At 56.8% G+C, this 19,761-nt stretch carries 11 protein-coding genes and 4 pseudogenes; 3 read left to right on the top strand and 12 right to left on the bottom strand.

Annotated elements, in window-relative coordinates; translation table 11 throughout:
- The first annotated feature begins 465 nt into the window (after positions 1-465).
- Positions 466-1,695: an AAA family ATPase gene (locus tag EYC79_RS08780; RefSeq protein ID WP_130977709.1), complete on the top strand. Its 1,230-nt coding sequence runs from the start codon at positions 466-468 to the stop codon at positions 1,693-1,695.
- Positions 1,696-1,764: 69 nt separating this feature from the next.
- On the opposite strand, the gene EYC79_RS08775 is transcribed toward EYC79_RS08780, so the two are convergent.
- Entirely contained in the window at positions 1,765-2,658 is an 894-nt protein-coding gene (locus EYC79_RS08775; RefSeq protein WP_245495229.1) for a nucleotidyltransferase domain-containing protein, read from the bottom strand.
- A 335-nt stretch (positions 2,659-2,993) separates the two neighbouring features.
- On the opposite strand from EYC79_RS08775, the gene EYC79_RS08770 reads away from it, so the two are divergent.
- Complete coding sequence (locus EYC79_RS08770) at positions 2,994-3,173, top strand: DUF3606 domain-containing protein (protein WP_130977708.1); 180 nt, start codon at positions 2,994-2,996, stop codon at positions 3,171-3,173.
- A 302-nt stretch (positions 3,174-3,475) separates the two neighbouring features.
- On the opposite strand, the gene EYC79_RS08765 is transcribed toward EYC79_RS08770, so the two are convergent.
- Positions 3,476-5,128, bottom strand: coding sequence for a type IV secretory system conjugative DNA transfer family protein (locus EYC79_RS08765; protein WP_130977707.1), 1,653 nt, complete (start codon positions 5,126-5,128; stop codon positions 3,476-3,478).
- Positions 5,125-5,532 (bottom strand): mobilization protein, encoded by a 408-nt coding sequence (locus EYC79_RS08760; protein WP_335625459.1) that lies wholly within the window; start codon positions 5,530-5,532, stop codon positions 5,125-5,127. Before EYC79_RS08760 ends, EYC79_RS08765 begins: the two co-directional genes overlap by 4 nt.
- A 239-nt stretch (positions 5,533-5,771) precedes the next feature.
- On the opposite strand from EYC79_RS08760, the pseudogene traA reads away from it, so the two are divergent.
- A pseudogene (traA, locus tag EYC79_RS08755) lies at positions 5,772-7,487 on the top strand (Ti-type conjugative transfer relaxase TraA); the annotation flags it as partial.
- A 389-nt stretch (positions 7,488-7,876) separates the two neighbouring features.
- Here the strand turns inward: traA and EYC79_RS08745 are convergent.
- The 9 genes and pseudogenes from EYC79_RS08745 to EYC79_RS08705 all read right to left on the bottom strand — a co-directional run bounded on the left by EYC79_RS08745 (position 7,877) and on the right by EYC79_RS08705 (position 19,755).
- Complete coding sequence (locus EYC79_RS08745; protein WP_205654342.1) at positions 7,877-10,111, bottom strand: hypothetical protein; 2,235 nt, start codon at positions 10,109-10,111, stop codon at positions 7,877-7,879.
- Positions 10,112-10,250: 139 nt separating this feature from the next.
- Positions 10,251-10,935, bottom strand: a pseudogene (scpB, locus tag EYC79_RS08740) (SMC-Scp complex subunit ScpB).
- Positions 10,936-10,937: 2 nt separating this feature from the next.
- Positions 10,938-11,902: pseudogene (locus tag EYC79_RS08735) on the bottom strand (DUF1403 family protein).
- 232 nt (positions 11,903-12,134) lie between these two features.
- A pseudogene (locus EYC79_RS24035) lies at positions 12,135-13,030 on the bottom strand (RHE_PE00001 family protein); the annotation flags it as partial.
- A gap of 340 nt (positions 13,031-13,370) precedes the next feature.
- The gene (locus tag EYC79_RS08725) at positions 13,371-13,781 is read right to left on the bottom strand and encodes a DUF3830 family protein (protein ID WP_130977705.1); all 411 of its coding nucleotides are present in this window, start codon (positions 13,779-13,781) and stop codon (positions 13,371-13,373) included.
- 21 nt (positions 13,782-13,802) lie between these two features.
- Complete coding sequence (gene hydA, locus EYC79_RS08720) at positions 13,803-15,212, bottom strand: dihydropyrimidinase (protein ID WP_130977704.1); 1,410 nt, start codon at positions 15,210-15,212, stop codon at positions 13,803-13,805.
- 9 nt (positions 15,213-15,221) lie between these two features.
- Entirely contained in the window at positions 15,222-15,950 is a 729-nt protein-coding gene (locus EYC79_RS08715; protein WP_130977703.1) for an amino acid ABC transporter ATP-binding protein, read from the bottom strand.
- The gene (locus EYC79_RS08710) at positions 15,947-18,847 is read right to left on the bottom strand and encodes an FAD-dependent oxidoreductase (RefSeq protein WP_130977702.1); all 2,901 of its coding nucleotides are present in this window, start codon (positions 18,845-18,847) and stop codon (positions 15,947-15,949) included. The genes EYC79_RS08715 and EYC79_RS08710 overlap by 4 nt, the downstream gene beginning before the upstream one ends.
- A gap of 14 nt (positions 18,848-18,861) precedes the next feature.
- Positions 18,862-19,755 carry a dihydrodipicolinate synthase family protein gene (locus tag EYC79_RS08705; protein ID WP_130977701.1) on the bottom strand — a complete coding sequence of 298 codons (894 nt, stop codon included), beginning with the start codon at positions 19,753-19,755 and terminating at the stop codon, positions 18,862-18,864.
- Positions 19,756-19,761: the final 6 nt, after the last annotated feature.

Raw genomic sequence — 19,761 nt, 5'->3', positions numbered from 1 at the left:
GACCTGCTTATCATCCCGCCAAAAGCGCGATTTATATATGCCGAATCCAAACAGCACGCCCTAATGACGACGTTACCTAATTATATATATTACTGCATCTCAACAAATCTGCGCCGCCCCACCCTTACCCCAACCAGAATAGCCCTTAAGTCACTCAACTCAAGGTTACGCACGAGTAAATTATCCTATTCAAATAGTATAAAACTTAATACATATGTATTTAATTAGTGTATATAGGCACAAAATACTAATTTCACCGTTCTCGACCATTTTTCCCCGGACCATGGCGGCCCCCTCACTCTTAGAACGCTTCGAGGGCTTCCCGCGAGACATGAGGTGGGACGGACCGCGGCGGCGTCTGGATAGCCGGCCAGACTCAACAAAGAGGTAGAACAGGTACAGTCAAAATGAGATATTGACGAGATATCGTCAAATATGTCATTTTAGCCTAAATCGAGGTAAACCATGCTCTACAAATTAGAGGTCGAAAATTTCTTCTCCATCCGCGATTTGCAGGCACTTGACCTGACGGTAGACGGAAAAGTGCCTGACCCCGAAGGTCGGTACGCACCGATTTTCGAGGGTGCAGACGTTCGAGTGCCGAAAGTTGTCGCCATTTACGGCGCGAACGCATCGGGTAAGACGACGATGCTGCGAGCGCTCGAATTTATAGTGACGATGATCCGTGACAGCGTGATGCGTACGGTGCCGGGCTTCGCTGGCATTGAGCGTTTCAACGATGAGGAATCTGCCGATCGCCCGACGAGGTTTGCGATTGAGCTGGGCGGCATCGTGAACCTGACGCCAGAGATCTTCCAGCGCGCCATGAATGGCGAGAAGGTCGAACAAGGCACCTATCGCTACGAACTGGAAATCGAAATGAAGGGAGGCGTCGCAACGCGGATCTCCTCCGAGGCACTCCGCCAGAAGCCAAACGGCCAAGGCAAATGGCAGCGCGTCTATGAGCGTGATGCCGAGGGCAGGATAAAGGACTCCAGGACCTTCAGCCTTTCGGGCTTCCAGCATCTCACGAAGACACTCGTCGGCAATCATACGGTCCTGTCATCGTTTGCGAAATTCCAGCACCCGGTCGCGCAGATCGTGGTAGACGCGGCACGCAAGGCTTTCTTCCAGATTGAGCCGGTGCATTCCTTTGTCGACCGCGAGGTGATCGACTATCTGAAGAACCAGCCCAACGTCGTTCACCGACTGCAGGAGGAACTCAGCCGTATCGACGTCGGGGTCGAAGGAATGCGCTTTCAGAATACCGACAATGGCCCGCTGCTCCTGTTCAAGCACGCCGGCCTCGCGGTGGAAATGCCGTGGCTGATGGAAAGTCATGGCACGCGGGCCTTTATAAAAATGTTCCCCTTCCTCATGTCCGCGCTCGACACTGGCGGCATCGCCACGATCGACGGGATGGACACGGCTATCCACCCGAACATGCTTCCGGAGATGGTACGCTGGTTCTACGCGGTATCGGGGCGCAACAAGCTAGATGCTCAACTCTGGCTTTCCTGCCACTCGGCGTCGCTGCTTGACGACCTGAATAAGGAGGAAATCGTAATCTGTGAGAAGGACAGACAGGGCCGTAGCCATTGTTACAGCCTAATGGACGTCAAGGTCCGTCGGGACGAAAATCACTACCGCAAATATCTCAGCGGTGCCTACGGTGGGGTTCCACATCTCGGATGAGCCGCCGTCGCCCTTCATTAATCCCGCAGCGCCGTCCGGTCTATATCGGTTGCGAAGGCGCGTCCGAGGTCAGCTACGCGGGTTTCCTGCAAGACTTGCTACGCGATGCCGATGTACCGGTGCATCTACATATTGACGAACTCGGGCCGGGAAGAGGCGATCCGCTATCGAGAGTCGAGATGGCGGTGTTGCGCCTGAAGCAACTCGAAAAGAAACGCAGCGCGCCGCGAGAGCGATTCGCGTTGCTCGATTTCGACCAAGCCGAGCGTGACCCGCTTCAGCTAGTGAGCGCAGGAACTTGATGTTATGCGATGGCGGGGCGTAATTCGTTAGGGTCAGCAGAACACACGTGTAGGCCTGCTCAATCGTCTGGTGCAGGTCAAACGCTGCTAGGTCGAAGTTCCCCCTGGTGATGTGAAATTGCGCTCCCTCCGAAAACTGTTTTAGAAGCCGACCTCGACTTTCGAAGGACTCCCTAGCAACTTGAAGCCTCGCCTGCGCAGTAAGAGGCTTCGGCTCAGCCAACGGCTCGTCATCCAATTCGTAGAGAACAATCCCTTCCTTGCGGATATCCGAGAAGAAGTAATGCCCCTTCTTCAGCTCTGTGTTCACCTCGCGCAGTGAGTGAACGATGAACTGCGTCGGCGTTTCTATGAAAGTGTCACGAATGATCCGGTCGGCGGCCTTGTAACAGTAGGTCGCATGGTCGGTTAGCTTGCGATTGTTGACGATCACCAGCAGATCGAAATCCGAGCGATAGCCCTTCATCGTATGGGGCTCATCGACAAAGGTGCCGCGGGCATAAGAACCGAACAGGATGATCTTGAGAATGCGTCCGCGCTTCTTGAAGTCGGCTGTGCCTTCGTTCAACGCGTCCTCGAACTCCTCGTGCAGGATCTCCAGCGCACGGGCGAGCTCTCGCTGCTTTCTGTGCCGGATATGATCGAGGGAGGATTTCATCATGGGAACGGGGTCTGACTGGCTTCCGATTATCGCTGCGATCTGATCGCGCTGGTGGTACCCATGGACCTTATACGCTTCGCAACATTCATCAAATGGCAAAAGTGCTAGTCGACTTTTGGAGGTCGGATGTCGCGGGCACGAACGCCCTTTCGTAGTCACGGCTTTCACAGATGCGATCTCTAACAAGTGCTTCGCGTCTATCAAGAGAGAACAAGCTCCGCGCAACAGACCGTTGAACCGAACGAACTGACACGAAGACCAGTGCATCGCCATTCGATGACTGGAACCAGCAGAATCCTGCCGGGTTAGTCTTCCTCAATATGAGGAGACGAACGATGTCGGAAACAACACGAGGCCGTAACCAGGATCGCGCACGCGTTGCTGGCGGACAGGACCATGAAGTCCGTTATGAGGCTAACAAGGAACACGTCTCTAAGGACGATGTGAAGAGTGCGATCAAGTCTGTTGGCAACAGTCGCGACAAAGTCGAAGACAAGCTCGATCGCAAAGGCTGATTGCCGCAAGTCGTGACCGACGGAAAGCCGCTTGGCGTCAACCAGGCGGCTTTCATTTCGTCGTAGGACATCGTGCCCGTTGATGGCGCCTCCGCCATTTCCCTCTCGCCCATCAGAGCAAGACGCGCGCCTGTCCTGCCGCTCACTTCGGCGCTATGGGGGAGCGCGTTCTCGTCAGGCCAGGCTCGATCATCGCCTCTCGTCTTCCGTCGCAGTGGTGGCCCATATCGCTGCTCGCTGAACCGCGTTGACGTTCGATGTCGATGGCTGTGTCAGCGCTTTGCGTGTAGCTCGCAGCACTCTCAGATCCGCTCAAACAAGTCCTTGAACTCCTTGTCCTCGTAGTATCGGATCTTTCGAAGCTTCGCCGGATAATGCCCCTGCCGAAGAAGGATTATCCTGTCGTCTGGCAGTCGCATGATCTCGTCGGCATTGATGAGGTTGCGAGCGGCAATGTGCTCCGAGTTCGTCTGCTTGCCTTCACTATGCGACGCCGTCATGTGATGCGCATCTCGCTTGCCGATCGAACGCGCAACAAGCTCGGCCGTCTCGATGTCATTGACACCAAACACCTGCAACACGCCGGCATTGGCAAGGAAGGTGTTAGCTCCCTTGCCGTAGAGGGCTCGCAGTTGATGAATGTCCTGAAGGATCGGCCATAACTGCACGCCATACCCTGCCATCAGCCCCATGGCACGCACGACGGCATCTAACCGTCCAAGGCTCGCAAACTCATCGAGCAGGAACAGCACGGACTTGTTTGCGGGAGCGACTTTCTTCTGCTTGCAGAATGATGTTGCGGCCGCTTCTGACGCGGTAATGCTTTGGGATGGCGATGCACCGTGGCGATCCCTCACCATCTCCGTCAGGCTTTGAGTGATCATCAGCCTCAGCCACCGTGCATAGGTGCCAAGCCTATCCGGTGGCAGCACCAGGAACACGCTCTGCGTTCTCTGCTTCAGATCGATGAACTGGAAATCTGATCGCTCCATCACCTGCTTCATGCGCGGACTGTCGAGGAAGTGTGTATGGCGTTGCGCCGATGACAGAACACCCGATGCCTCTCGATCGGATTTGCCCAGATGCCGGTTGGCGGCACGTGCTATCAAGCCGTCACAGGATGTGCTCTCCTGCATCCGTGTCAGCAGATCGGCAAACGCCTTTGGTGGTCTGGTCAGATAGTCGCGCAGCGTTGCCGGATGACGCAGATGAGGTGGTTCGCTCGCAACCACCATCATGATCAAACCGGCAATCAGTGCCCTGGCTTCCTCGTTCCAGTGTGCGTCACCAGAGCTGCCAGGCTCGTCGTAGACCAGAGCATCTGCAAGCGTGCCGGCATGCTCGGCAATATCGAGATCATTGGCATCGAGATGCGCAAAAGGATTGAAGCAGGAGGATTGCCAATCCGTCACCCCGAACGGCTCGAGCACATGCAATGCTCCGAAGCGTTCCCTTGCCCGTGCCGTGATCCTGGCATTCTCTCCTTTCGGATCGATGCAGATGACGGAACGCTGAAGTGTCAGCAGATTTGGGATGACGGTGCCGACGCCCTTGCCGGTGCGGGTCGGCGCCATCGTCATCAGATGCGACGGCCCGTCATAGCGCAGCAAAGTTTTTGTCTGCGGATCGCGTCCGATGATGAGACCGGCACGATCCTTTCCTCTCATCAATGCGATGTCTTTCGTACTAGCCCAGCGTGCCGTGCCGAACACCGATTGCACCGGCACCTCGGAGACGAATGCTCCCATGAATCCGAACACCCCGAAGACAAGCGGCAGGTGCTTTGCCACGACCAGCAGGACCTGACTGATCACTCCCTGCTCCGCGCCCAATGCCCAATGCACCACGAAGTCGAGGAAGATGATCGTGCCCGCATTCACCCAGCCGATTGCTGCACAGATGGCTCCCAGAAATGGTGCAGTCACGACCGGCTTCGCAAAACCCCAGACCGTCATGACTGCACGGTGCCTCCGTCCTCGCTCATGGAGCGTTGAGGGTCATCGAGAAGCGTCAGTGGAGCCTCATTGTCCGCACCACTTAATCCAGTGCATTCGGCGGGCTGCGTCGAACGGTTGTTCTCATTCTGCGGCCAAAGCAGATCCACAAACAGAAGCCGGTCAGCGTCGCGGCTGAGGTAGGCCGGGAACTCGCGAGCCAGCCATTGTCGCAGTTGTTTCCCGCTCAGCTCTTCCTGTGGATGTCCGGCATCTTCGGCCGGCTCCAGCCGTTCCAGAAGGAACGATCCGAGAAGCATCTTGCGCCGTGTCGTCTCTGCCCGTTGCTGCTTTTCCAGCCGCGATTGCAGCGCCTTCTTCTGCTCTTCCAGCTCCCTGATCCGTTGCTCGATGGGTTTGCGCATCCCTGCTCTCCCTCTTGTTTGTGGGTCAAAACACGGCATTCAAGGAAACCCCTTTCGAATTGGCCACTGGCATTTGTGCTAGTTGAATACTGACCTCCCGACAGCTACCCCCGGGTTAAGGCACAAGGGCGCACTTACGAGTTGAGCACGTTTTGGCGCGTGGTTTGCGTGTTTTGGCCAGGGAACACGGCGCAGTTGGAGACTGTCTGCCTGTCGGGCTTGTCTATCGCGGGGGAATGATGGCGATCTATCATTGCAGCGCAAAGCCGGTCAGCCGATCCGGCGGCCGAAGTGCCGTCCTCGCTATCGCCTACCGAACAGCCAGCCTGCTCACCAACGAACGCGATGGCCTCACCCATGACTTTACCGCCAAGAAGGGCGTGGTTCATTCCGAGATCGTTCTTCCCGACGATGTCGAGGCAGACTGGGCGCTGGATCGTTCAGCACTCTGGAATGCGGCAGAGAGGGCGGAGCGTCGTCGGGATTCCCGCGTTGCCCGTGAGTTCGAGATTGCTCTTCCGCATGAGCTGAGTGCAGACGCCCGCCTGTCTCTCGCCCGTGCCTTTGCCCAGGATCTTGCCGACCGCTACGGTGCTGCCGTCGACTTCGCCATTCATGTTCCCCAGGGCAAGAGCGACATCCGCAATGTCCACGCCCATGTGATGATGACGACCCGGGAGGTAGCACCAGACCGTCTTGGCGAGAAGACGATGATCGAGCGCGAGAACAGGTGGTTGCTGGCAAATGGTCTGCCCACCTCGCACATGCAGATGCGCGATATCCGCAAAGCCTTTGCCGATCATGCCAACCGTCATCTTCTGGAGGCCGGTCTGGATATCCGCGTCGATCATCGATCGCATCTCGATCGCGGTCTGGAGCTCTCACCAACCGAGCATATGGGTGTGCATGCCAGCCAGATGGAACGGCGCGGGCTGGATGTTTCTCGTGCGCGTCTGGAAGACAAAGCTGCGAAGAAGAACGCCGATCTGATCCGCAGAAAGCCGGAAGAGGTTTTGCGGATATTGACAGACGAGAAAAGCGTCTTCGATCGTCACGATATCGCTCGCACCATACATCGCTACATCAACGACAATGATGGTTTCCAGCGCGCCTTTGCCGCCGTCATGGCGTCGCCCCAGCTCGTCGAGCTTATGCCTGCGCAAAACAGCAAACTGGCGAAATACTCGACGCGGGAAATGATCAGTGTCGAGCATACGATGGCAGCGAGCAGTCTGCGCATGGCCGAGCGAAACAGCCATGGCGTGAGCACAAACAAGATTGATCAGGCGCTTCGCCGGCAGGATGCGATGCTGGGTGGGTCAGGTCTCACGGATGAGCAAAGGACCGCTGCTCGTCACATCACCTCACCGACACAGATTGCCGCTGTGATCGGCTTTGCCGGGGCTGGTAAATCGACGATGCTATCTGCCGCACGTGAGGCATGGGAGGCGCAAGGCTACCGGGTTCATGGGGCTGCCCTTGCCGGCAAGGCGGCAGAAGGTTTGACGACATCATCGGGAATTGCAGCGCGCACGCTTGCATCCTGGGAGTATGGCTGGAACCATGGCAGACACAAGCTTGGGCAAAACGACATTCTCGTCATCGATGAGGCTGGCATGGTGGCAAGCCGTCAGCTGGCGCGCTTCGTTGCAGAGGCCGAAAAGCGAGGTGCCAAGCTGGTGCTCGTCGGTGACCATGAACAGCTTCAGGCGATCAGTGCAGGCTCGCCGTTCCGTGCCATTGCCGAGCGCATCGGGTCAGTCGAACTCACCGACATCCGCCGGCAGTAACATGGCTGGCAGCGGGAGGCGTCGGTTGCCTTCGCCACGCATCGGACCGCGGAAGGATTGCAGCAATACGCCGAGCGAAACAGCATTCGTTTTGCCGATGATCGAGAGCAGGCCTGCGCCGATCTCATCCGGGATTATCTTGCCGATCGGGCGCAGAACCCGGAGATCCCTTCCAAAAATATCCGGCATTTCGTCGCGAATAACTGTTTGAGTGTCAGGACTATCTCGACTAACTCGCTCCAAATGTGTGGTTGCACGGTCGGTATAGACTTGTTCCAGTGGATAATCGCACTGGCGATGAGTTTGAGACCTGAGACCCGGAAAACTTGACTTTCAAACTCCGGTGCGCGGACCTCGCCTCGCTCTTGGACGAAGACTGCGTGTTTATGCGTCTGGGCGGCGTCGCCTGTTGAGACCGGTCCGATAGCGCCGCGGTAGTGCTGGGCTTTAAGTACCTTTCGATCATGAAGAGCAATTTAGATACGGCCGAGTTTGCGGCTTGCCGTCGCGAGATGGCTTTGCTCGCCTGCGCGCCTTTCGTTTGAAATGGGCAGTTATTTTACGGTCGCGAGACATTGTTTGAGTTTGGACACATAGGCCTGATCGCGCCTTGGCGTGTTGAGGTTACACGCAAATAGGACATACGGGTCCAGCTTCGTGACATTTGGGGCAATCTGCGTCTTAAGGAACGTGATGTCCTGAACAATTTGAAGCCCAGACGAGATGTATTGCAGATATTGTGTACCCGCATGTGAGCGCAATGCCGCAGTCGTGGCGAGGTCACCGGTAAGGCCATATGAGTTCGCAATCCCTTTCGCAAAGTCGATGGTATCCGGCGATGTCGAACTTAAACACTCAGTGCGCAAATATCTCTGCAGGGTTGCTTCGGTCGTTCCTACAAATCGGGCATCGCGTATGCCGTAGTCCAGATTGTAGAGCGCAAAAGCAAGGTCGTCCTTAAGGACATCTCGCATAAACGCCTCAAGCAACATGTCTTCAACGGCCACACCGGAACCTTCAACCGCAGGCCCTTCGTCGGCCGCAACTTTTGAGACGTCGCTGGCAGTATGCCGATAGGCATAGGTCACGGCGTGGCGAAGTTCATGCAGGAGGATGCTGTAATATTCCATCCGACTGCGCCTCGTTCCGATTCCAAACCTGATTTCACCATCAGACGAGCTTGTGGTCGCGCCACCGTCGGTGGTCACTTTAAAGGTGATCGTTGGGAAAATCGTCTCGACGTCAATCGGGTAACCTCGGTATCTATTTCCGATCCAAGATTTCACCTCACTGAACATTGACCTTATTTGGGCTTCGTCGGCAGGGCGGACCGGCTCGTCGGGTTTATAGTCTCCGCCGAATGGCAGGACTTTGCTGTCAACATTGTGTCGCCAAACTTGAGCGGCTGGACCGTTATGGGTACCTTGAGCGAGATCGAGGAAAGCCGGCACGTGATCTCTTATTGAACCAAATTCAGTCTCCGTATTGATTCTTGCGATGACAGCGTCCCGTTCAGACAGCGAGAGCACTGCGTTGTCCGGAAAGGAGAGCTGGAGAGCGAGCGTAGCGGCATTGCGGTACCTCGCACGCTTCTCATCGGCGTAGGCAGGTAGCGTCGCCGCATAAGACACCATGCTTGATGATCCATCGTTATTGAATTGCTGATCAGCGCTGAAAGCGTTCCAGATGCTTTCGCGATCAGCTTGCGAATAAATCGTACATTTGCTGCTCGCGGCCGCCGACGCTTTGACGCGTTCAATCCACCATGCCTTAAGGAGTTTTATGCCCTTCGCGACCTGGTTTGTCGATACAGGTCCGACATAGGTCTCGATGTCGTCATCCGTAAAGCCGTTGCAGAGTGAATTTTCGGTGGCGGCCCAGAACGTCCCCTTGTCGAGCCATTTCAGCTCAATGTTTGGCAGGTAGAGCGCGTTGGTTTCGCGCAAGACCTCATCATCATTAGCAAAAATCTTGGGCCGTCCCTTGTCCAGTCCATAAGGTAGGAGAATAGAGGCGTCACCCAATACGATATGACAGGCTACTTCGTCGTCAGATCCACCGTAAGCATCAGCACTGAATGACCCCTCGGCCTTTGCGCGGGCGCTGAACAAAAGCGCCTCTCGAATACTGCGCTCGCCCCCGGTGAGTACTTGCGGATCCAACGATCTGATCGCGCCCGAGACTTCCATGAAATAATCTTTCCAGTCCTGATAGGTCTTCGCATCAGGTAGTGGGACACTATCGATCACGGATTGTCCGTCCCAGTCGCGGTTTGGGAGTGAACCATTGGGGTAGGTCATCCAAGAACGGCCAACCGCGTATTCCCCCAAATACATCGAGACCATGAGCCGAGCCAGTTCAGCACTCTTGACCTCCTCTACTTTAAACTCCGGAGGGATGACCAACTTGTAGACAACGCGATAGAACTCGTTGATTGCCGTGGTCATTTCGCTGGTTGGGCAGTTCAAAAGGATCTTTAGTTTGATCAGGATTGCCTCGCGTCCCCAACGGGCGTTGAATGCGGCAAGCCGGCTATCTGAAAGTTCTTTGAGACGCTGCTTCGTTTTTTCCGGGAGTTCTGACCAAGTCGTATGCTCTGGGATGTCCTTAAGAAGGTCAAACACACCGGGCTCGCCGGTATTTTTCGGCGTTTGCCAGTCCATCGGTGAGCATTTCTCGCCAGCTTCAATTCTCGTCAAGAACTTGAATTCGTCTGACCGAGCACACTGTGCGTAGATTACTGTTGAAAAGACGATCGCGAACCAACCAACCGCACCCCAACGCATCATCATGCCCCCCTAGTCAGACCATCGGTTGTCTTCGTCGGTTGAATTCATCAAATATACACAACCTCAACGGCAATACAATACGTCTCTAATCTTCCCGCGATAGCATTCATCAAACTGAATATATTCAAATCTGGTTAGCTCATCCGTCGTCTTCTTCGGTTTCGACGTCCCCCGTAAAACTCGTTTCTTCCTTTGCTGCATGCCGGATCAACAGCCCTGCCTCCTCAAGGTCCTCGATGTTCGGCAGATCCCGCAGTGTCTCCATGCCGAAGGCCGAGAGAAAATGCGAGGTCGTAACATAGGTATAGGGCGCTCCCGCCGTCGGGCTGCGCGGCCCGGAGCCGATGAAACCCGCACCCCGCAACGCGCCGATGGTGTCGCGGCTGACCTCCTTGCCAAAAATCTTCGACAGTTCGCCGCGGGCAACCGGCTGGAAATATCCCACCGCCATCAGTACCATCGCCTCGAACTCGGAGAGGGCAGCCGCCCCTCCCCTGGTCGGCGCCGACGAAGCGCGGATCGTCTCGGCGAACCGCGGGCGTGTCCGATGCTGCCAGCCGCCGGCGACTGACACAAGCTCGTAAAGTCGGGACCTCGCGTAGATCATCGATGAGCAGATCGATGCTGCAGTCTTTTCCAACTACCCGCGCCAGCGTCTCGCGGCCGACTGGTTCGGCGGAAGCGAAGATCACTGCTTCCACACGCATCATCCATTCCCGCCAGCGCATCTCCAGTGGAAGTTCCTCGAGCTCGCGATCGTACAGCACCTCCTGTTGCCGCTCTTTCGGTCGACGACGGCTTTTGTCTGTGCTCGCTCCTACCATCGTCATAACCCGAATATGCGGAATGAGGAGCGGCCGGAAAGCTCGCGCACCGCCTCGAAACTTTCGAGGCGCTCGAACAGCTGGTTTGCCGCCCAGCGCGACAGGCTACTGCCCGGCGCCGAAGCTGCGATCGCATCCTCGTTTAACAGCTTGCTGATCACCGGCTCAGCGCCCTTAGTTCGCACTTTCGGCGCGCCCGCCAGCAGCCGCCCGGCGCGTCGATCGATCTCGCCGGCGGAGCGGAGTGCGGTCTCAACGCCGCCGACCAGCGCCAGGCAGATCGCTTTCGGATAAGCCGGCTCTCCCGGCCGGACGCGACCACGGCCGCCGATAGTGCGGAAGGCGGGGCCAAAGCGCGTTGGCAGCAGCAACGGCACGGGTTTCGGCCAGTTCAGCTTGCGCGCCAGCGCGACCTCCGCCATCCCAGAGCCAGCACCTCGGCGCCCGGGCGAATGGTCGTAATCGCCGATACAAGCTCGGCAACTGCGAGGGGTGCCGCGCGCCCGGACTGGATCGCCATATCGACGATGTCGGGGATCGAGGCAAGGCTGTCGTCCCAGTTCATCCCCAACAGTGCGGCGACTTCCCTAATGAAGGGTGTGGTGAGTGTTCCGGATCTGCGCGTCAGCATTCGTGTGGCCAGAAACAGCTTTCCAGCTGGTCCAGGATCATCGCCTGCAGACGTCAACAAAACCTCGTCGCGGATGGCGGCTTCTTCCTCGCTGCGACCGAGCATTCGGGCAGCGACAGCGGCGGATTTTAAGGCAAGTCGATCGCGCCAGCAACCGATCCAGAGCGGGTCTGCACGGATCAGATCGTGAAGTGATTTCAGGGCGATACCAGCTGCAAAGGCGGCGTCGGATTCCGTGATGTCGTGAGTTCGCGTCCGCGTCCAGCTTGGCAGACGAGACGACCAGACCGGGGTCGGTAGAGCAGTAGCGGCAAGCGAATCCATGCGTGGGAGCATAAATCACGGGCGCGGTTTGCACTAGTGATAAAGCACAAAACCGCACGGCTCGTCGCTCATATAAAACGTCCGATAATCTTGCATTATTGAGCGTTTAGAGTGCCTCGCAGTCTTGAGTCAGGTGCTCCGATTTTTCTAGCTGGCTACATGATGCACTCCTCTCGTCCACCTATACATCTCCCCTCAGTCCGAACCCTAGATCGATTGCTGCGCCGCCTGTCGGTGATGGTCAGCCGATATCGGCGGCCGCCAAGGAACTGTAGGCGATGAGAATCAATCTCGTCTCCCGGTCGCCATGCCTGGGCCGATCGACGGGAATGGTTTTGAGGCCGAGATTGATGGCGCCCAGATACGCGCGCGTAGCGATACCCGCCTGGCGCAGGATCGATACGACGACCATCCGGTAAAGCCAGGGGGCGTAGTGCAAGAAGGAAAGTTCGTTGCAGGCTCGACAGCAATGATCGCCTGCAGCACGGGCGGCATCTTCTAAACTTGGCATAAGACGCCGCGCCATTCGTCCAAGCTTGCATCCTCGTCCCAGCCGAGATCGTAGATCATCAAATTTTAATCGGCACGGCTGGCCATCGCACGGCCGCGGCTGGGCCGTGTTGCGCCCTCGATCGCGGCCGACGATCGCGCCAGCGTCGCATCGATGGCAGCGAGGTCGACGCCGGGCAGATTTCCCATGTCATTATCATCTTCCCCTACCCTTCCGGATCGATGGCGGCCGTAGGCTAAATGACGCCGGTTGTCTCCACCTCGCCCCGCGCCGGCCGACTTAATGTCCGATGTTTGTCGCAAAATCCGCAGGCCCTTTGCGGACAGCGCCCAAACCGGCTTCTGCCCAGCAATGCGACGGCGCGAGCGCAGCACTTCGCGGGCGATGGTGAGTTCGTGGGTGGGGGTGCGGGTATCGCGAAAGGCGTCCTGAAGGGCAAGGTCTTCGAGATGGAAGAGTTAGCCGTCAACCCAGAGGGAAGCGCAGGCGTCGGCGAAATTTCAGCGCTCAAGGAGCGAGCGCCAACCGGTGAACGGGCGATGTGCTCGTCGAGACACGAGCGCGACACCGGCATCGAACGTCGGCCGCGTCAATGCTGTCATGCTAATTTTCGAGACCTCGTAAGCCATTAATTTTATAGAAAACTCTAAATACCAGCATTAGCATTCGTCACTGCTTATGATGCGTTAGGCCACGTCTAGCCATCGATAAGTACCTAATATCATTGTGGACAGGTGGATCGGCCGATCGCAGACTGCTCCTTTAAAGCCCAAATTTGCCGCTTGATCCTCCTTGCCTTTGATCCACTAAATCGCAGAAGCCCACGCTGTCCAGTTTATGCTTTGGTCGGACGAGATTGTTGAAGGGTCTAAGGCAGACCCTACCATTGCTCAAACACCAGAGATATGGATTCTCGGGGATATCTAAGGATACAAGGTCTCGCTGTTGCGTGTCGGCTTCGAAACGCTTCTAAGCAAGCTCGAACCGAATTTGCTGAGCACCTTCCCAAAGAGTCTTGTTACCCAGCACGGCCAAATTTTCCAAGTTGGACGTGACGGTGATGAAATGGTTGCCAGCGAGCTGTCCCATCTTGGAAGAGAAATCGACACCGCCATACGCGAGCAAAATCTCCGTCTCGCTGATACCGCCGGGATAAAGGATGATATGACCGGGTGCGGGATGGCTCGTGTGGTTCTCGTAACCCACGCCGAAATTATAGTCTCCAAGTGGTACCCATACGCCCTCCCCCGACCAGCGAACATGTACGATCTGGCCTTCAAAGGGCAGACGTTCAATGAACGCCTTGCAGGTCTGTGGGGCTTTTTCTGTCTCTAGCACAGCATCGAAAACGAATGGGCCAGCGGTGATTTTCAGTTTCATAAATTCAAGTCTCCGAATTGCTTAGATAGTTTTAGTGCTTTTGGCGCGGGCTGAGCGGTAGGTGCCATCGCCCTTTTTCCCGACGAGCGCGCCGTCACGAACCATCAACCGACCGCCGAGGATGACGGTGGTCGGCCAGCCGGTAATCTCGATACCTTCATAGGGCGAATAGTCAGCACCATCGTGCAGATCGGCATGGCGTATCGTGCGTTTGATGGTAGGGTCCCAAATGGCGATGTCGGCATCTGCGCCAATCGAGATCGTGCCTTTTTCCGGATAAAGCCCATAGGTCTTTGCATGATTGGTCGCAGAAAGCGCGACGAAGCGCGGCAAATCGATGCGCCCCTTCATGACCCCTTCCGAAAAAAGGATCGGCAGACGCGTTTCGACGCCGGGAATTCCGTTTGGGATGTGACGAAAGCTTTCAAGTCCCTTTGGACTACGCTTGCCGCGCTCGTCATCGTAGCGGAACGGGCAGTGATCCGATGAGAAGAGATCGAAAATGCCGGTCTCAATGCCTCTCCAGCATTCTTCCTGAGCAGCCTTGTCGCGGGGTGGAGGCGAGCAAACAAATTTCGCGCCCTCCCAATCCATGCCGTCTAGATCATCGGCCGTCAGCATCAAATATTGCGGGCATGTCTCGCCAACCACCTTGATGCCACGAGATCGGGCCCGCGCGATTTCCTCCATCGCCTCGCCGTTGGAAACATGAACAATGACAACCGGCACATCAACGATTTCGGCAAGTGTCAGCGCCCGGTGTGTCGCCTCACGTTCAACCGCCACCGGCCGTGTAGAGGCATGCGCTCGCGGCGCTACGTCACCCTCCGCCTCATGCCTTGCAATCAAAAAGCGGATAGCATCTTCATTTTCGCAATGGACCATGACAGTCGCACCAGTCGAACGTGCAACGTCCAGCGTCTTCAGTATCTCTGCATCGTTGAGCCGAAGCCCCTCATAAGTCATGAAGACTTTGAAAGAAGAATATCCGTCAGCAGCCAAAGCCGGAAGCTCCTGCCCAAAGAGACTATCCGTCGGATCCGAAACGATGAGGTGAAAGCTCACATCGGTGTAGCAGTTGCCTTCAGCGAGCTCGTGATAGGCGTTTAGAGCCTCTCGCATCGGCCGGTCTTTCTCCTGCAGACAGAAAGGCATGATTGTGGTGTTCCCGCCGAAAAGAGCAGAACGGGTACCGCTCTCGAAGTCGTCGGCCATGACGATGCCATCTCCTGACGGCTGGGAGATATGGACATGGCTATCAATGCCACCAGGCAGAACATATTTGCCGCTGGCGTCGATTGTCTGGGCACCGCCATCAAGCTGTTCGCCGATTTGGACGATTTTACCGTCGAGAATGCCTATGTCGGCTTTGAAGATGTCGGAGGCGGTCGCTATGGTGCCACCTTTAACAACTAGGTCGAATTTGGTCATATCAAACTCTCAATGATGGAGGATCTTGCTGAGAAAGGCTTCTGTGCGCGCATTGTGACGATTACTAAAGAAATCTTCCGTTGCGCGGTCCTCGACAATTTCGCCCTGGTCGATAAAGATCATCCGTGTTGCGACTTTGCGGGCGAAACCCATCTCATGGGTAACAACCATCATCGTCATGCCTTCTTTGGCAAGGTCGGTCATTACATCCAACACTTCGGAAATCATCTCGGGATCGAGAGCTGATGTCGGCTCGTCGAACAGCATGGCTTTCGGGTTCATGGCAAGCGCCCGGGCTATCGCCACGCGTTGCTGCTGTCCGCCTGACAATTGGCTTGGATACTTGTGGGCGTGCCCTGTCATCCCCACACGATCCAGAAGATCCATCGATCGCCTTTTCGCAATGCTTTCGCTGCGATGAAGAACGATGCGCTGTGCAAGCATGATGTTGGCTTCGATTGTTAGGTGGGCAAAGAGTTCAAAGTTTTGAAACACCATACCAACACGAGAACGAAGATCAGGAAGATCAGTGCCGGGATCGTTGACTTCTATGCCATCCACGCGGATCGACCCTTCCTGAATGGGCTCCAGCGCATTGACACATTTGATCAGGGTCGATTTTCCAGATCCGGACGGACCGCAGACAACGACAACTTCACCCTTGGAAACACGCGTTGAGCAGCTCTTTAGAACGGCAAAATCGCCGTAGTATTTCGTGACGCCGGTGATCTCGATCATGACCGAACTCCCTGAAAGCGGTTGATGGAAAAGGCCGACAAATCGCGCCCGGGGTCTCGGCCAAGGACGAGATCGGCCGTGAGTTGGCCGATGAGAGGCCCAAGCGTAAAGCCATTGGATGTGACTGCATTAAAGAAACCGGGCACACCTGGATGCTCTCCGAGGATCGGCGCGCCGTCGATGTTGATGTTCATGGCAGCCCAACTGCGGATGACATGCAGTTTTCGCAAACCCGGGACAACGTGCTGCGCCACCCAAAGATTGCCCTCCAAGCTGGAAAACATCGGGCGAGGATGGCTGTGGACCGGATCAAGACCAGCCGTCCAACCACCGCCGATCAAAAAATTGCCATTAGCAGCCTGCTTGAGCGTCAAATGACGATCGGCATGGGCAACCAGATGCGAGATAGCTGGCGCAGCAGCCTCGGTCACCACCATTTGCAGCGGCGCCCCGAACACGGGAATGTCTAGCCCCAGCATTGCGCCGACGCGCGAAGCAAAAGCACCGGCAGCATTCACGATGCGACCTGCCCGTAGCGGTCCCCGCGAGGTCTCGATAATAAATCCTGACCCTTCGCGGCGGATCGACAGCACTTCGGTACGATCAAATACGCGAGCACCAGCGGCCACAGCGCCGTCATGCACGTGCCGCGTCGCGACAAGCGGGTTGATCTTCCCTTCCGTCGGACAATAGGCGGCTCCAATCATCAATGGCGAAAGCGCGGGCTCTAGCTTTCGTAAATCTTCAGCGCCAATCACCTGACAATCGATGCCATTTTCGCGTTCAACCCGAGTCTTCTCCTCAAGGAAGCGCATGTGTGCTTCGGTCTCGGCAACCATCAGGCCGCCCGTGATCTTCATCTCAAAATCGCGACCGAGCTTTTTCTCCAGCATCTGCCATAGCGAAATGGAGTCTCGCTGCAACGGAAGCGTTTTTGCTGCTGGCCCTCCACCTGCTTCTGCGCGGGCTCCGTGATCGAATGACAACAATTGCGCATGTAGGCTGCCAGCATTCCCGCCCGATGCCAGCCCGCCAGGAAAGCCACGTTCCAACACCACGACATCTTCGCCAGCTTCTGCCAGAAACAACGCGCTCGAAAGTCCGGCAATCCCCGCGCCGATGACAACGGTGGACGCTTCTCTCATCGGTAGCGGTTCGGAATGGTGCAATGGCGGACGTGCGGGCAACAGTGCTCGTCTATGCCCTCCCCACTCCGGCTTCTCAATCGCAAGTGCTGCAAGCGGCACCGGACGTAGTGGCATCTGCGGTGCGAGCAGGCCGTCGGTCTCGCTCATGGGTCGGCCGGTCAATTGTGTGAGCGTCCGGCCACAGTAGCGGCTTTGGCAGCGTCCCATCCCGGCACGGGTCAGGCGCTTCATTGTTGCGATGTCCAGCGGACCCTTAACGGCAAGGCTCTTCAGAGTACCGATCGCAACACTTTCGCACCGGCAGGCGAGCGCGGTGTCTGCGAGTTCCAACGGCGTGGGCGCTGGCGCAAACAATCGCCAAAGCGCCGCTTGAAACGCTTTGGCGCGCGCGAGTTTTTTCTTTGCTGTGGTGTCTGGCTGGCGCTTGAGGCCAAGCTTGGCGGCAATTGCCAGACCTGCAAGCCTGCCTTCAGCCATTGCCAGGTGGGCACCACCAAAACGCACAGCCTCGCCGACGATATGGATGCGAGGCAGCGAACTTTCGCCATCCTCGGCACAATCTGCCGTGAGGGTGCCATTTTCGGTTACGCGATGAGCACAACCGAGCAACCGCGACAACTCGTTGGACGAGGTAAAATGTCCACCCAACAAAACGGTATCGACTTCGATGGTTACGTCGCCCCCAACACCCGAAACCGTCGCCGCCTCTACTCTGCCATCACCTCTAATGTCCGAAATTTGCGCGTTCCAGGCGAGCCTGACGCCTGCTCGCTCAAGTCGAGCAATTTCTTTCATGCCTTTCAGGGCAAGTGCCGCGTCATGGCGAAAAACACTGAATGCTTCGACTGGTCTGCTCCATGGCGAGCCTGCCTGCTCCACCAGACAGACGACGTCACCGCCGGCCTTGAGGATCTCGCTTGCGACCTGAAAATTGAGAGGGCCGTTTCCGGCAATCAGAATGCGCCGGCCAGGAAGCGTGCCATAGCTGCGAAGCAGGGTTTGCGCAGCCCCTGCCGTCATGACGCCTGGCAGCGTCCATCCTCTAATGGCTGGCGGCCGCTCGAAAGCCCCGGTGCCGATGACAAGCATCGTAGGTCGGCAATAGAAAACACCATCATGGCCCAGGCAGGAAATTACTACTCGTCCATCTTCTCCGTGAGCCGCGCCCCAGACGGTCACGCCTGAAAGAATGGTCACGCCAAGCGAACGTGCTCTTTCGATCAACGCAGCCCCATCTGCGGCCTGCCGGTCAGCCTTGAGCACCAGGCGTGCTGCATCCGTGTTAGGCTGCTTGAAGAATTGGCCGCCCGATGTGTGCCGCTCGTCCACCACAGTTACAGAGGCCCCGGCTTCTGCCGCTGCCACCGCGGCAGCGAGACCACCCGGCCCCGCTCCAATGACCAGCAAGTCCATTTCGAACTCATTAAGTTCTGTTGGGACAGGCCTCAGGTCAGCGAGGTCAGTACAAGTGATATCGGGACGCGCCTGCTGACGAGCGACGCGCATGCCGTCTCGAACGGGCGTCATACAGGCGCGCTGGCTCGTGCGGCTATCGACTGTCACAAGGCAATCGTGACACACACCCATGCCACAAAACAGACCACGCTTCTCCCCTGCTGCATCAGTAGAGAAGTCTGCTTGATCCAGCGCGGTCAGCGCGGCGGCAATGGAAAGGCCCGGATCGACGCGATGCGCAACGCCATCGAAATAGACGGTCACGCCTGCATCCTGAATGATCGAACCGGGCATCTGGTTTCTCCGGCTCAGTTTTGGGAAAAGCTTAAGCCGAAACGCTCGACCAAAGCCTTCATCGCGGCATCCTGCTCTGATGGCAACGGCAGACGCGGCGGCAGCGGCGATCCTGCGGCAAACCCCATGTGGTTCAGCAAGGCCTTGGAGCCAGCGACATAGGCCTGCCCGCCGACCGCCTGGATGATGGGAAGCCACTTCAGATAAAGCGCACGTGCTTCATCGTATTTCTTCTCATCGGCCGCTAGAGTGAAGATGCGCGACATTGCTGCAGGCGCCACATTGGACGCAACGGCTACCCAGCCCTGCGCACCCATGACGAAAGATTCAAAGCCGAGAATACCGCCGAAAGGAGTCATCTTGTCACCAGCCAGTCGAACGATATCGCGGATACGCGTGACTTCAAGGGTCGATTCCTTGACATAGTCGCAGCCATCAATCTCGGCGATGCGAGCCAGAAGTTCGGGCTTCATGTCCACATTCGACGTTGCAGGGTTGTTGTAGACCATGATCGGAATGGAAATTGAGCGGGCGATGGTTTGGTAATGTGTTACCAGTTCGTCGTCGGTCGGCGTCGAGTAGAATGGCGGGATTATCATCACGCCATCCGCGCCCAGTGCCTCGGCCTTGCAGCTCAAGCGAACCGCTTCACGGGTATCTTCAGCACCTGTTCCGATCAGAACTGGTACGCGCCCGGCGGCGCTCTGGATGACCGTGCGGGCGACGTCGTCCCAATCCTGATCGGATAGTGAAAGGAACTCTCCTGTCGAACCAAGAGGGATGAGTCCATGCACGCCCTCCCGGATCTGCCAATCTGTAAAGGCAGCGAGTGCTGGCAAATTGACTTTCCCATCTTCGTCGATGGGAGTGATCATCACGGTAAAGACACCACGAAACGTCTTTGGCATGCAGTA

Source organism: Agrobacterium cavarae (assembly GCF_004310285.1).
Taxonomy (GTDB): domain Bacteria; phylum Pseudomonadota; class Alphaproteobacteria; order Rhizobiales; family Rhizobiaceae; genus Agrobacterium; species Agrobacterium cavarae.
This window is presented reverse-complemented; position numbering and strand designations above follow the sequence as displayed.